The organism is Paraburkholderia phosphatilytica, from assembly GCF_003443895.1.
GTDB lineage: Bacteria > Pseudomonadota > Gammaproteobacteria > Burkholderiales > Burkholderiaceae > Paraburkholderia > Paraburkholderia phosphatilytica.
This window is the reverse complement of the sequence record NZ_QQOA01000029.1, coordinates 44,226-57,786: the sequence shown is the minus strand read 5'-3', so window position 1 is coordinate 57,786 and position 13,561 is coordinate 44,226. Positions and strand designations below refer to the sequence as shown.

The following is a 13,561-nucleotide window of genomic DNA, read 5'->3' as shown; positions in this document are numbered from 1 at the left end:
CAGCCATCAGAAAGGTTGCGGATTCGAGCAATATTTACATCTCTTCCCTGTCCGGAGACCTCATGAATTCACAGAACGGCGCTGTCCTCGTCGATGTGCTGTCACGTCATCGTGACGCACTGCTGGAAGACTGGCTGAACCAGCATCTCGCGATTGCGCTGCGCCGCGGTCTGACGACGGAAGGCGAGATGCGCGAGCAGTTCCGCAACTTCCTGAGCAGCTTCATCGACGCGTTGCAGAAGAGCGATACGCTCGATGCCGGCCGTCCCGAATGGGAGCCGGTGCGCACGTTCCTCGCGGACATGTCAGCGCATCGCGCGCGCCAGGGTTTCACGCCGGTGGAAACGGCCACCTTCGTGTTTTCGATGAAGCAGCCGCTCTATACGCGGCTGCGCGACGACCTCGGGCACGATCCCGCGCAGCTCGCCGACATGAGCTGGGCCGTGAACCTGCTGCTCGATGCGCTCGGTCTGTACACGACGGAAGTGTTCCAGCGCAGCCGCGAAGCGATCATCGCGCGCCAGCAGGAAGAACTGCTCGAACTGTCCACGCCGGTCGTGCGGCTGTGGGAAGGCATTCTCGCGCTGCCGCTGATCGGCACGCTGGATTCCGCCCGCACCCAGGTCGTGATGGAGAGCCTGCTGCAGAAGATCGTCGAGACCGGCGCGGGCATCGCGATCATCGATATCACCGGCGTGCCCACGGTGGATACGCTCGTCGCGCAGCATCTGCTGAAGACGGTCGCGGCGGCGCGCCTGATGGGCGCCGACTGCCTGATCAGCGGCATCCGTCCGCAGATCGCGCAGACCATCGTGCATCTGGGCGTGGACCTCACCAACGTCACGACCAAATCGACGCTCGCCGACGCCTTCGTGATCGCGCTGCAACGCAGCGGCTCGAGCGTCACGATCGCATCGCACAAGGATTGAGAGGAGCGCGCGATGGAACGCATTCCAATCCTGCGTATGGGCGACTGTCTGATCGTCGCGATTCAGGTCGACATGCACGACCGGCTCGCAATGGCGCTGCAGGATGACCTGACTGCGCGTATCGTGAAGGAATCCGCGAAAGGCGTACTGATCGACATCTCGGCGCTCGACGTGGTCGATTCGTTCATCGGCCGCATGATCAGCAACACCGCGGCGATGGCCACCGTGCTCGATGCGCAGACCGTGGTGGTCGGCATGCAGCCGTCGGTGGCGATCACGCTCGTCGAGCTGGGGCTCACGCTGACCGGCGTGCGCACGGCGCTCAACGTCGAGAAGGGCATGGCGTTGCTGCGGCAGCGGCGGCGCTGACCGGGGTGTCGTTCATCATGACCCCACTCGACGTAACGGAAACGCTGGCGATCGAAGTCGGTCTGCGTTCGGATGAGGAAATCGTGCGGCTGCGGCAGATCGTGCGCGACCACGCCATCGCGCAGGGCTTTTCGCTCGTCGACCAGACGAAGTTCGTGACGGCCGCGAGCGAGCTGGCACGCAACACGCTTCAGTACGGCGGCGGTGGCGACGCGCGGATGTCGATCGTCACGAACGGCATTCGTACCGGGCTGCGCCTGAGGTTCATCGATCAGGGCGCGGGCATTGCCGACATCGAGCGCGCGCTGACGGACGGCTACACGAGCGGCGGCGGCCTCGGACTCGGTCTGGGGGGCGCGCGGCGCCTGTGCGACGAATTTGATATCCAGTCCACGCCGGGCCAGGGTACAACGGTATCGATCACGAAATGGAAAGTTCGCTGAGCGGGCTGCGCAGCACCCATCGCTCGTTCGACCTCACCGACACGAGCAGCGTCGCGTTCGCGCGGCGCGGCGCGAACGAGGCGGGGCGCGCGATCGCGCTCGACGAGACGGATCTCGGGCGGCTCGCGCTCGTCGTCACGGAAGCGTCGACCAACGTGCTCAAGCATGCGCAGCACGGCGAACTGCTGGTGCGCGTGCTGCCGCCCGACGAGCGCCACGGTCTGCCCGCGGGCGTCGAGATGCTCGCGATCGATAGCGGCCAGGGCATCGCCGACGTGTACGGCGCGTTCTCCGACGGCCGCTCCACCGCCGGCACGCCGGGCACCGGGCTCGGCGCGATCCGGCGTCTCTCCGAAGAACTGTCGATCTGGTCGCAGCCGCGGCTCGGCACGGTGCTGCGCGCGGTGGTGCGCACCCGCGGCCGCAGCGATCTGCCGCGCGCCGCCGCGGCGTCGGGCATCGACATCGGCGGGGTGTGCACGTCGCTGCCGGGCGAAGAGGTGAGCGGCGACGCGTGGGGTATCGAGTCGGACCAGGACGGGCTCACGGTCGTGGTGGCCGATGGGCTTGGCCATGGGCCCGACGCGCACGTCGCGTCGTCGACGGCGATCGATGCGGTACGGCGGCGCGCGGGTCGCTCGCCCGGCTCGCTGATGGGCGTCGCGCATGCGGCGCTGCATGCCACGCGCGGCGCGGCGGTTGCAATCGCGCGCTTCGACTTCTCGCGTGGACGGCTGTCGTTTTCCGGCACCGGCAATATCTCGGCGGTCGCGTACGGCATCGAGCGGCCCGCGCTCGTCGCGAACCATGCGGCCGGCACACCGGCGTCGCGGCTCGCGGGTATCGCGCCGGCCGGCTCCGTGTCGTCGCTGGCGAATTCGCCCGCAGCCGCGAGCGGGCGGCGCGACAGCTGGCAACTGGTGTCGCGCAACGGCATCGTCGGTCATACGATGCGCGACGCGCAGGAATTCGAATCGAACTGGCCGCGCGACGCGATGCTGGTGCTGCATTCGGACGGCATCGGTACGCGCTGGGATCTGTCGGCCTATCCGGGTCTCATGCTGCAGCCCGCAGTCATGATCGCCACCGTGCTGTACCGCGATTTCTGCCGGCGCCGCGACGATGCGACGGTCGTCGTCATCAAGTCGGACACCGCGCAGGCGCTCCACTCATGAGTACACGCATGCTTCGCCTGCGGCTCGACAGCGAGGCCGACGTGGTCGCGGCCCGCCGGCGCGCGCGCGACCTCGCGGCGGGCCTCGGCTTTTCGACGCTCGACCAGACCCGTATCGCGAGCGCGGTGTCGGAGATTGCCCGCAACGCGTTCGACTACGCGCACGGCGGCGAAGTGTCGTTCGCGTTCGACGCGACGACGAAGCCGCAGACCTTTCTGATCGACGTCACCGACCGCGGCCCCGGCATCCGCGATCTCGAAGCGGTGCTCGACGGCACGTGGCGCTCGACCACCGGGATGGGCCTCGGCATCGCGGGCTCGCGCCGTCTGATGGACCGCTGCGAGATCGAGTCGTCGCCGCAGGGCACAACGGTCGCGATGGCGCGCGTGCTGCCGCCGGACGCGCCGGTGCTCGGCCCGCGCGACCTCGACCGCATTTCCGGCGGCCTGATGGCGGTGCCGCGCGACGGCGCGGGCAATCCGCGTTCGTACGACGAAATCGCGCAGCAGAACCGCGAGCTGCTGACCACGCTGTCCGAACTGCGCGACCGCCAGGACGAGCTCGCGCAGCTGACGGGCGAACTCGAGGCGACCAATCGCGGCGTGGTCGCGCTGTACGCGGAACTCGACGAGCGCGCGGAAGAACTGCGCCGCGCCGACGCGATGAAGTCGCACTTCCTGTCGAACATGAGCCACGAGCTGCGTACGCCGCTGTCGTCGATCCGCGCGCTCGCGAACCTGCTGCTGAACCGGCTCGACGGCGACCTGAACACCGAGCAGGAGCGCCAGGTCGCGCTGATCCGGCAGTCGGCGGAAGACCTGACGGAGATCGTCAACGACCTGCTCGACCTCGCGAAGATCGAAGCGGGCCGCACCGAGGTGCTGCCGGTGCGGTTCGAGGCGGCGGGGCTGTTTGCGGCCTTGCGCACGATGCTGACGCCGCTTTTGACCGATCCTGCCGTGAAGCTGCATTTCGACGACACGCCCGGCCTGCCGCCGGTCTACACCGACGAGGCGAAGGTCACGCAGATCCTGCGCAACTTCGTATCGAACGCGCTGAAGTTCACCGAGCGCGGCGAGATCCGCGTCGGCGCGCGGCTCGAGCCGGATGGCGAGCAGATCACGTTTTTCGTCGCGGACACCGGCATCGGTATCGCACAGGAGCACCAACAGGTGATATTCGAAGAGTTCGCGCAGGTGCAGAACCGCCTGCAGCACCGCGTGAAGGGAACGGGGCTCGGCCTGCCGCTGTGCCGCAAGCTCGGCGCGCTGCTGGGCGGCTATGTCGGCGTGGAGAGCGAGCCCGGCAAGGGTTCGACGTTCTACGCCACGCTGCCCGTGCGGCTCGACGCGGAGCACGTGACGGGACTCGTCGCCGGGCTGATGCCGGGCGAGCTGCCGCAGGAGCGGGATCGAGGCACAGACCCGAGCGTGGAAGAGAGCGCGGGCCGCGAGGGCGGCGAGCGGTCCGCGGGTTCGCGGCCGCGCACTGGAGGAACCGTATGACGCCGCCTGCCGCGCTCATTCTTAACGTCGACGACAACGACGGCGCCCGCTATGCGAAGACGCGCGTGCTGGTTCACGCGGGCTTCGAGGTGATCGAGGCGGCGACCGGCCAGGGCGCGCTCGACCAGATCCGCGAGCATCGGCCCGCGCTGGTGCTGCTCGACGTGAAGCTGCCCGACATCAGCGGCATCGATGTCTGCAAGCAGCTGAAGAGCGATCCGCTGACGAGCTCGACGCTCGTGCTGCAGACGTCGGCCGCGGCCGTGCAGACGCTGGACAAGGTGCGCGCGCTCGACGGTGGCGCGGATAGTTATCTGACCGAGCCGATCGAGCCAGCCGAACTTGTCGCGAACGTGCGCGCGCTGCTGCGCCTGCGCCGCGCCGAAGATGCACTCCGCGAAGCCGACCGTCGCAAGAACCAGTTCCTTGCGATGCTCGCGCACGAGCTGCGTAATCCGCTCGCGCCGATCCGCAACGCAGTCGAGCTGATGGACCCGAAGTACCACACGAGCGAGGCGCGCATCGACGAAGCGCGGATGATCGTGATCCGCCAGGTCGCGCATCTGAGCCGGCTCGTCGACGATCTGCTCGACGTGTCGCGTATCACGCACGGCAAGATCGCGCTGAAGATGGAAAACGTGGATGTGGCGGCGGCGATCGCGACGGCTGTCGAAGCGAGCCGGCCGATGATCGACGACAAGCATCACACGCTGACGGTGCGCGTGCCCGACGGCCGCTGCATCGTGCGCGGCGACGGCATCCGCGTCGCGCAGATCGTCGCGAACCTGCTGTCGAACTCGGCGAAGTACACGCCCGAGGGCGGCGCGATCGAGCTTGACGTGGGGATCGTCGACGGCAACGTGAAGATCAGCGTGCGCGACAACGGCATCGGTATTCCGGAGAGCGAACTACCGGACGTGTTCAACCTGTTCATGCAGTCGCAGGATGCGGTGGCGCGCTCGGAGGGCGGGCTCGGCATCGGGCTGTCGCTCGTGAAGACGCTGACCGAGCTGCACGGCGGTTCGGTCGGCGCGCAGTCCGAAGGCACCGGCCGCGGCTCGGAGTTTTCGGTCGTGCTGCCGGTGTTCGACGAAGAGACCTCGTCCGCTGGCGAACTCGCGCCGGCGGCCGGCGAGTCGAAGGGCGCGCGCCGCGTGCTGATCGCGGACGACAGCGAGGACGGCGCGCTGTCGATGTCGATCCTGCTCGAGACGATGGGGCACGACGTGCGCGTCGCGTTCGACGGACCGAGCGCGGTGACCGCTGCGGCTGAGTTCGCGCCGGAAGTGGTGATTCTCGATATCGGTCTGCCGGGGCTCGACGGTTATGGCGTCGCGCGGGCGTTGCGCGCGCAGCCGTCCACTGCGGGCGCGTTGCTGATTGCGCTGACGGGCTACGGCCAGGAAAGCGACCGTCGTCAGACGAAAGAGGCCGGCTTCGATCATCACCTCGTGAAGCCGGCGCTCTTCGATACCGTCATTCAGGCGATCGAAACCGACGCCGGCGAAGGCCGGCCGCGCAATCCAGGCGTCGCGGCGGCCGGGGGCTGAGCCAAGCGTCTGGCAGCAAGTCAGTCTGCAGACGAGCCCGCGAATCGAACAGCGAGCTGATCCCGCGGCGCGGCCGCTCAAGCCTCGCCGAGCGGTTCCGCCGCCACTGGCCGCGCGACGTCGCGGCCTGCCGGCGCCTTCACGCGCCCGATCCACACGACCGCCACCAGCGCCAGCGTGACCGCGACGAGTCCGTTCATTCCATAGCCTTCGATCTGCCCACCCGGCCCGCTGCCTAGCATCAGGCCGCCGACCCACGCGCCGCAGCCGGTGCCGAGCGCCTGCACCGCCGCGTTCGCGCTCAGGAACGCGCCGCGGTTCGCGGGCGCCGGCACGGCGGTGAGGAGCGCCTGCATCGGAATCATGCGGCCCGACATCGCGACCATGAAAAACGGGAAGAACGCAAGCATCGCGACGAACGTCACGTCGGGCAGATGCGTGACGAACAGCACGGGCGCCATCGATATCACCGCCATCAGCCGGAACATCCGGTGCTTGCCGTAACGGTCCGCGAGCCGGCCGACCCAGCGCGAGGTGACGAACGTCGCCGCGCCGCCCGCCATGTACAGCCACGACAGCTGCCCCGGCGCGATACCGTGGCTGAGCACGAGCATCGGCGAGATGAACGGGATCACCAGCATGTGCGACGACATCACGATGAAGGTCAGCGCGAACGCGGTTAGGTGCTGAGGCCGCGTGAGCAGGCTCCACAACTGCGGCAGCACGGTGGCGAGCGGCGCGGGCTTCGACGCGAGATGCTCGCGCAGCGACGGCACGATCCGCATGCCGCCGATCCACACCACGACCGACAGCACGGTGAGCAGCACGAACGGCGCGGACCAGCTGAAGTGCGCGCCGAGCATCACGCCCGCCGGCACGCCCGCGATCGCCGCGAGCGAGAACGCGGTCATGATCACGCCGGTGGCGGCGCCGCGCCGCGCGACCGGAATCACGTCGGCAACGATCGCCATTACGACCGACGCGAGCACGCCACCCGTCATGCCGGCAAACGCGCGCGCGGCGAGCAGCATCGGGTAGCTGTGCGCGGTCGCGCAGGCGAGATTCGAGAGCGCGAACAGCGCGTAAATGGTGAGCAGCAGCCGACGACGGTCGAAGCGGTCGATATAGGTCGCGGCGAACAGGCCCGACAGCCCCGAGCACCACGAGTACACCGACACGGCCGTCGCGAACTTCGCGGGCGAGATGGTGAACGCGTGCATGATCTGCGGGCCGATCGGCATCATCACCATGAAGTCCATGATGATGGTGAACTGCGTGAGCGCGAGCAGCCAGAGCAGCTGGCGTTCGCGCGGAGCTTGAAGGTTGTACATGGGTGGTGGGGTTCAGTCGTCGAACGATTCGTGGACCGCCTGCGTGCCGCGCCGCCAGTAGCTCGCGGCGCGAATGCGCTTTTTGTCGACGCCGCGTTCGTCGCACAGGTACTGGCGGATCGCGCGGATCGCCGACGATTCGCCGGCCGCCCACACGTAGCCGTCGCCGGGCGGCAGGTACGTGTCGCGCACGGCCTGCAGCAGCGCGCTTTCGTTTGCATCGTCAGCCGCTGCGCTCGAGCGGTGCACCCAGACGACGAACAGGTCGGCGTCGGTGTCGAATTTGATCTCGTGCGACGGACTCTCCACTTCGATCACCGCCGCGACGCGCGCGCCCGCCGGCAACTCCTCGATGCGCCGCGCGATGGCGGGCAGCGCCGTTTCGTCGCCGATCAGCAGATGCCAGTCGAAGCCGGCCGGGATCACGAGCGAGCCGCGCGGGCCGCCCAGGCCGAGATACTGGCCGGCCTGCGCCTGCGCGGCCCACGCGGAAGCGGGGCCCGCGTCGTGCAGCGTGAACTCGATGTCGAGCTCGCCTTCGGCGCGGTTGTAGCGGCGCGGCGTGTAGTCGCGCGCGGCGGGACGCGGCACACCGTCGGGAAACGCGATGCCGTCCGGGCCCAGCGACGGCAGCACCGGCACCGACGCGCCCGGTGCGGGGAAAAAGACCTTCACGTGGTCGTCGAACGACGCGGACACGAAGTCGTCGAGATCGTCGCCCGTCAGCGTGACGCGCACGAGCGACGGCGTCACGCGATTCACACGCGTGACCTGCAGCAGACGGAATTTCAGCGGATGACGCACGCGTTCGACGGCGAGGTCGGGGCGGTTCTGCATGAAGTTTCTCCAGTCGATGTTCGGTGTGGCGGGTGAGGCGGCGGTTTCATCGGCCGGCTGCGGCCGTGGCTCTTTGCTATTGCCATCGCGGTTGCAATGGCTCCGGCGGTCTCGCCCGTGCGGCTTACTCGTTGCCGGTTTCCCGCTTCCCGGTGTCGCGGCCTTCGATCTCGGCGGTGGCGCGCGCGAGGATCGCGGCGATGCGGCGCTGTTCGTCCGCGGACGTATCGGTGCGTCGCACGAGCGCATGCTTCAGCGCGCGGCGCGCTTCGATCAGCTCGGGCACCCAGCCGCCTTCGGACGGATCCGCCGGCTCTTCGCCCGCGAACGCGCGGCGCACCATGTCCATCTTGCGGGCGATGTGCGTGAGCTTCGCGAGCATCAGCTCGGCGCGCTCGCGGTTCGCGTTCAGGTGCTCGCGGCCAGCGTCCGAGAGCGCATAACGCTTGCGGTTGCCTTCGAGTTCGACGGTCACGTAGCCGAGTTCCTCGAGGTACGTGAGCGCCGGATAGACCATGCCGGGGCTCGGGCTGTAGAAGCCGTTCGAGCGCGCTTCGAGCGCCTTGATCAGTTCGTAGCCGTGGCTCGGCTGCTGGTCGAGCAGCGCGAGCAGCAGCAGTTGCAGGTCGTCGGACGAGAACTTGCGGCCGCGCGGCATGCCGTCGCCGAAGTCGCCGCCGCCGAAACCGCCTGCAAAACCGCCGCCGAAGCCGCCAGGGCCTTCACCCCAGCCGCCGCGCCCGCCGCGGCCACCGCCGCCGCGCCCGCCACGGCCGACGGCATGCCACAACGCATGCAGACGGCGCGCGAATTCGCGGTCGAAATGACGGAAGCCGTGCCGGCCGCCATATTCGCGCAGGCGTTCGATCAGATGCTCGCGCATCGGTTGGCCGAAGCGCGGGTCGAATTCGCAGCCGAAGTCGTGGCCGTGGCGGTCGCCGCGGTGACTGTAATACTCTTCTTCGAAGCCGTGCTCGGGGCGGCCTTCGAAGCGGTTTTCATGCTGGCGGCCATGGTGGCCGCCGCGTGAGTCCCGGAAATCCCGGTTGTCGTCCTGACAGGACGAACGTTGAAAGTGAGGGTGGCGCATGCCAGTAACTCCAGATATGTCGTAAAACGTATCTTAAGATATATATCTTAAGATATTTTGTCAAAGAGGAAATTTGTAACAGTGGATGGCAGGGGGCGGGCGATGAGGGCGTGGCGCGCCGAGGGCCGGGCAGAGGGCGGTGCGAGGGAGGCGTCGCCGCTTGGACCGCGGCTGGTGCCGAAGAGGGGAATTCGGCGCTCGCGGCCGGTTGGCTGGGCTGGAGCAGCCAGAGCGGGCGGCCCGGCAGGGCGTTCGCGCTGCCCGGCTCGTTCCGGAAGGTGTGAGAGACGGGCGCCCGCCGCGCTCATCGCGGCAAGGCGGAACGCCTTCGCGCAGGTCAGATTGCGTGCGCGGTGCCCGGCGCGACGAGCGTCGTGGCCTGCGCCGCCGCGGCGGCCTGCAACGCCTGCGCGATCCGCTGGATCACGTCGTCCCAGTGGCCCGGCTGGGTCTGCCGGAACAGGCGGGCGGTCGGGTACCACGGCGAATCGTCGCGGTCGCGCAGCCAGCGCCAGCGGCCGTCGAAACGCGACAGGATCCACACTGGCCTGCCGAGTCCGCCGGCCAGATGCGCGACCGACGTATCGGCGGCGATCGCCAGGTCGAGGCTGTTGATGATCGCGGCGGTGTCCGCGAAATCACGCACCTCGCCCATCAGATCGAATGGACGCAGCGCCGGCGGCAGTTCCGCGATCTGCGGTCGCGTCGTGTCGCCCTTCTGCAGACTGACGAACGTGACGCCGGGTATCGGCAAGAGCGGCAGGAACGCGCTCGCGTGCAGCGAGCGGCGCCGGTCGATCGCGTGCGAATCCAGCTGGTCCGGACGCGGGTCGCTCGCCCACCCGAGCCCGACCTTGGAGCCGTCGTCGGGCAGCCGCGTGCGCCAGTGTTCGAGCAGCGCTGGCGGCGCGTGCAGATACGGCACCGACGCGGGAATCGTCTCGGCCGTGGTCGCGAAACGCAGCGGCAGGCTCGTCAGCAGGCACCAGTAGTCGTGCGGCGGCAGGTAGCCGAGACCATGAAACGCGAGCGCGAGCTGCACCCGCATCATCACCGCGTCGACGAAGCCGCGCACCAGCATCAGTAACGCGACGACTTAATACATGACGCCGATCCGCTTGTGATCGACGCTCGTGAGCCACTCGATCCATAGCCGCGTCCAGCGGCCGGACTTTGTGAGCATGACGACGACGGCGAGCACGACCAGCGCCATGAACGCGGCCGCGCCCATGACGATCGGCTGATCGAACGGGATCGCGTCGAGCGTGAGTTTTCCGAACATGACGTACTCCGTGGTCTGCACGCGGGTTTCCGCGCTGGTCTGCGTGCGACACGCGGCGTCGCTGAAATCCGTGACGTTGCCGTTGTTGTAGCGGGCGACGATGTTGCTGAAGAGGCGCGGGTCGACCGACGAGAAGTAGCGCACCGGCTGCTTTTCGCTCGGCTTCGCGACGCCGGCGTATTCGTCCATGCTGAGTCGATCCGGCGATGCCTTCAGCTTCTGTACCCATGCGTCGAATTCGGCGCGGCTCGTGGCGAGCGTGCGGAATGTCATGTCGGAGAAACCTTTGCCGCTGAAGTTGGCGGACATGCCGTCGTAGTCGCCCGGCGCGTCGGCGATCAGATGCAGGCGGGTCTGCATGCCGGCCATCGCGTACGCCTGGGTGCCGAGCTGCGGGATGAAGAACGAGTTCGTCACCGAACCCGACGTGATGCGGAAGTTCACTGGCGTGCCGACCGGCACCGCGAGCTGGTTCACCGACGCGATACCGAGGTCCGGGTAGATGAAGAGCCACTTCCAGTCGAGCGCGAAGACCTCGACCTTGATCGGCTTCACGCCCGACTTCAGCGGTCGGTAAGGGTCGAGCTCATGCGAGGTGCGCCACATGAGGATGCCGAGCTGCAGGATGATCAGCGCGGGAATCGTCCACATCACGACCTCGATCGCGGTGGAATGTGCCCACTTCGGTGCGTAGACGGCACGCCGGTTCGACGCGCGGTAGCGCCACCCGAAGAACAGCGTCAGCAGGATCACCGGGATCACGACGATCAGCATCGCCCACGTGGCGGTCGCGATCAGCGATTTCTCGGCCATGCCCACGCTTCCTTTCGGGTCCAGCACGGTGAGATCGCATCCGGACAGGCAGGCGGTTAACCCCGTGACGATGGGTATCGACCATTTTCTTGAGGCCCTTCTGGCTTTCATGTTGGTCCAGTCTGGGTAGAAGCAAACTGGACGCGAACGACTGGCTGCGCGCACACGCGCAGGATGGAACGCGCCCGGCGCAATCGTCCGCCGTTCGGTGTGCGTGTACCTTGACGCAGATCCAACCAGAAGGGCGCGTACGGGTGCGGCCTGGTGACGCAGAGAGGTGATTGCTGGTGGTGAAAAAAAGGCCGCGCGAATGGGCGGCCGGGTGTGCTGCGTACGACGCGAGCGGACGGCGTTAGTGCGCGCCCGCCGCGTCCTTGCCGCCGCCGCCCTTCGCAGGTCGCGTGATCCAGATCAGCGGGATGATCAGCACGAAGATGATCGCGGACACGTAGAAGATGTCGTTGAGGCCCATCATCGCGGCCTGGGTGTTGACGGTGAAATCGAACAGCGCATTCGCCGATGGCGTGCCGAGGTTGAGCAGCGACTGCGTGCCGTCGATCTGCTGGCGGAACAGCGGGTTGTCGATGGTCGCATACTCGGTGAGCCGCGCGTGATGCAGGATCGTGCGGTTGTTCCACTCGTTGCCGGCGATCGACGTGCCCACTGCGCCGCAGAACACGCGCACGAAGTTCGACAGGCCCGCGGCCGCCGGGATGCGCTGCGGCGGCTGGCCGGAGAGGATGATCGCGGTGAGCGGCACGAAGAACATCGCCATCGGAATGCCTTGCAGCAGCGTGGGCAGCACGAGGTGCCAGGTGTCGATCTCGATCACATACTTCGAGCGCATGAAGAACACGATCGCGAAGCCGACGAACGCCGCGGTCGCGATGATGCGCGCGTCGGAGCGCGGCAGCACACGTCCCATCACGGGCGCGAGAATCACCGCGAACACGCCAAGCGGCGCTGTCACGAGACCCGCATCGACTGACCGGTAATTCAGGTACTCCTGCATCCATTGCGGCAGCAGCACGAGATTGCCGAAGAACACGCCGTACGCGACGGAAATCGCGATCGTGCCGCCGAGGAAATTGCGCTGCCTGAACAGGCGCAGGTCGACGATCGGGTTCGGCTCGGTCAGCTCCCACACCAGAAAGAAAGCGAACGAGATCAGGGAGGTCACGCCGAGCGTCACGATCACCGGCGAGTGAAACCAGTCGAGATCCTTGCCCTTGTCGAGCATGATCTGCAGCGACGCGACCCAGGCGACCAGGAGGCCGAGTCCGACCACGTCAATCGGCAGCTTGCGGCTCGGCGTTTCGCGCTTGCGGTACAGCATCCACGTCACACCGGCCGCGAAAATGCCCACCGGAATGTTGATGTAGAAGATCCACGACCAGCTGTAGCTGTCGGTGATCCAGCCGCCGAGCGCCGGGCCCGCGATCGGACCGACGGTGGCGGTCATCGCCCACAGCGACAGCGCGGTGGACGACTTTTCCTTCGGCCACGAGCTCAAGAGGATGGCCTGCGACATCGGGATCAGCGGCCCGGCGACGGCGCCTTGCACGACCCGCGACACCAGCAGGATCGGCAGCGTCGGCGCGATCCCGCAGGCCCACGACGACACCACGAACAGCAGGATCGCGCCGACAAACAGCTTGACCTGGCCGAGCCGCTGCGTGAGCCAGCCGGTGAGCGGAATCGACACGGCATTGGACGCGGCGAACACCGTGATTACCCACGTGCCTTCGTCGACCGATACGCCGAGGTTGCCGGAGATGGTCGGGATCGCGACGTTCGCGATCGACGAATCCAGCACGTTCATGAAGGTCGCCAGCGCGACCGCGAAGGTGGCGAGCGCGAGCTGCGCGCCCTGCATCGGCGGGGGCGGGGCGGGCGGCTTCGCAGGTGCGGCGGCGGGCTGGCTCACGAGGCTTCTCCAGTCGGGGAACGGGCGGGTGCCGCGGTGGGAATGCCGGGGCCGCGGCGAGTGTCCTGGAACAGGCGCAGGACGGCGCACGGGGCCAGCTGGCAACGAGGGCCAAAGGATAACCGCAACCGCCGCAAGCTGCCGGGCAGCCCGCACGGCGGCCGCCGTAATGCCCGGTAATCGGGCTTTTTTATGGCTGTACGGTAAAACATGCTAAAGATTGCGCCTTTACCTGCCGATAGTCGTTATCAAGCAGGAAAAAATAACGTGCAGACCAGCGCCCGGTGCACGAAGCGGCAGAAAGCTTCGC

The 13,561-nt window shown here is 67.6% G+C and carries 11 protein-coding genes and 1 pseudogene; 6 read left to right on the top strand and 6 right to left on the bottom strand.

The window, feature by feature from the left end:
• The first annotated feature begins 62 nt into the window (after positions 1–62).
• The 6 genes from DVS29_RS25830 to DVS29_RS25805 are packed head-to-tail and all read left to right on the top strand — an operon-like array spanning position 63 to position 5,971.
• Positions 63–929: an STAS domain-containing protein gene (locus DVS29_RS25830; protein WP_118183362.1), complete on the top strand. Its 867-nt coding sequence runs from the start codon at positions 63–65 to the stop codon at positions 927–929.
• A 12-nt stretch (positions 930–941) separates the two neighbouring features.
• Positions 942–1,298, top strand: a complete 357-nt coding sequence (locus DVS29_RS25825) for an STAS domain-containing protein (protein ID WP_118183361.1) — start codon at positions 942–944, stop codon at positions 1,296–1,298.
• Positions 1,299–1,315: 17 nt separating this feature from the next.
• Complete coding sequence (locus tag DVS29_RS25820; RefSeq protein WP_118183398.1) at positions 1,316–1,741, top strand: anti-sigma regulatory factor; 426 nt, start codon at positions 1,316–1,318, stop codon at positions 1,739–1,741.
• Positions 1,726–2,916: an ATP-binding protein gene (locus DVS29_RS25815; RefSeq protein ID WP_118183360.1), complete on the top strand. Its 1,191-nt coding sequence runs from the start codon at positions 1,726–1,728 to the stop codon at positions 2,914–2,916. The genes DVS29_RS25820 and DVS29_RS25815 overlap by 16 nt, the downstream gene beginning before the upstream one ends.
• Complete coding sequence (locus tag DVS29_RS25810) at positions 2,913–4,421, top strand: ATP-binding protein (RefSeq protein WP_118183359.1); 1,509 nt, start codon at positions 2,913–2,915, stop codon at positions 4,419–4,421. The genes DVS29_RS25815 and DVS29_RS25810 overlap by 4 nt, the downstream gene beginning before the upstream one ends.
• Positions 4,418–5,971 (top strand): response regulator, encoded by a 1,554-nt coding sequence (locus tag DVS29_RS25805; RefSeq protein ID WP_118183358.1) that lies wholly within the window; start codon positions 4,418–4,420, stop codon positions 5,969–5,971. Before DVS29_RS25810 ends, DVS29_RS25805 begins: the two co-directional genes overlap by 4 nt.
• A gap of 77 nt (positions 5,972–6,048) precedes the next feature.
• Here DVS29_RS25805 and DVS29_RS25800 read toward each other — a convergent pair whose 3' ends face one another.
• From DVS29_RS25800 to DVS29_RS25775, 6 genes and pseudogenes are all read right to left on the bottom strand, one after another.
• Positions 6,049–7,302 (bottom strand): MFS transporter, encoded by a 1,254-nt coding sequence (locus DVS29_RS25800; RefSeq protein WP_118183357.1) that lies wholly within the window; start codon positions 7,300–7,302, stop codon positions 6,049–6,051.
• 12 nt (positions 7,303–7,314) lie between these two features.
• Entirely contained in the window at positions 7,315–8,139 is an 825-nt protein-coding gene (locus DVS29_RS25795; protein WP_118183356.1) for a siderophore-interacting protein, read from the bottom strand.
• Between the two features lie 124 nt (positions 8,140–8,263).
• The gene (locus tag DVS29_RS25790) at positions 8,264–9,022 is read right to left on the bottom strand and encodes a PadR family transcriptional regulator (RefSeq protein WP_118183397.1); all 759 of its coding nucleotides are present in this window, start codon (positions 9,020–9,022) and stop codon (positions 8,264–8,266) included.
• Positions 9,023–9,566: 544 nt separating this feature from the next.
• Positions 9,567–10,310: a glycosyltransferase family 9 protein gene (locus tag DVS29_RS25785; RefSeq protein ID WP_118183355.1), complete on the bottom strand. Its 744-nt coding sequence runs from the start codon at positions 10,308–10,310 to the stop codon at positions 9,567–9,569.
• Positions 10,311–10,550: 240 nt separating this feature from the next.
• Positions 10,551–11,435, bottom strand: a pseudogene (cyoA, locus tag DVS29_RS25780) (ubiquinol oxidase subunit II); the annotation flags it as partial.
• Positions 11,436–11,676: 241 nt separating this feature from the next.
• A complete protein-coding gene (locus DVS29_RS25775) occupies positions 11,677–13,200 on the bottom strand; it encodes a DHA2 family efflux MFS transporter permease subunit (RefSeq protein ID WP_118183354.1) in 1,524 nt (507 codons plus the stop codon).
• Positions 13,201–13,561: the final 361 nt, after the last annotated feature.

Coding starts and splice junctions, on each gene's coding strand:
- DVS29_RS25775 (WP_118183354.1), bottom strand. CDS start 13,200: ATGCAGGGCGCGCAGCTCGCGCTCGCCACCTTCGCGGTCGCGCTGGCG.
- DVS29_RS25795 (WP_118183356.1), bottom strand. CDS start 8,139: ATGCAGAACCGCCCCGACCTCGCCGTCGAACGCGTGCGTCATCCGCTG.
- DVS29_RS25820 (WP_118183398.1), top strand. CDS start 1,316: ATGACCCCACTCGACGTAACGGAAACGCTGGCGATCGAAGTCGGTCTG.
- DVS29_RS25800 (WP_118183357.1), bottom strand. CDS start 7,302: ATGTACAACCTTCAAGCTCCGCGCGAACGCCAGCTGCTCTGGCTGCTC.
- DVS29_RS25785 (WP_118183355.1), bottom strand. CDS start 10,310: ATGCTGGTGCGCGGCTTCGTCGACGCGGTGATGATGCGGGTGCAGCTC.
- DVS29_RS25810 (WP_118183359.1), top strand. CDS start 2,913: ATGAGTACACGCATGCTTCGCCTGCGGCTCGACAGCGAGGCCGACGTG.
- DVS29_RS25790 (WP_118183397.1), bottom strand. CDS start 9,022: ATGCGCGAGCATCTGATCGAACGCCTGCGCGAATATGGCGGCCGGCAC.
- DVS29_RS25815 (WP_118183360.1), top strand. CDS start 1,726: ATGGAAAGTTCGCTGAGCGGGCTGCGCAGCACCCATCGCTCGTTCGAC.
- DVS29_RS25830 (WP_118183362.1), top strand. CDS start 63: ATGAATTCACAGAACGGCGCTGTCCTCGTCGATGTGCTGTCACGTCAT.
- DVS29_RS25805 (WP_118183358.1), top strand. CDS start 4,418: ATGACGCCGCCTGCCGCGCTCATTCTTAACGTCGACGACAACGACGGC.
- DVS29_RS25825 (WP_118183361.1), top strand. CDS start 942: ATGGAACGCATTCCAATCCTGCGTATGGGCGACTGTCTGATCGTCGCG.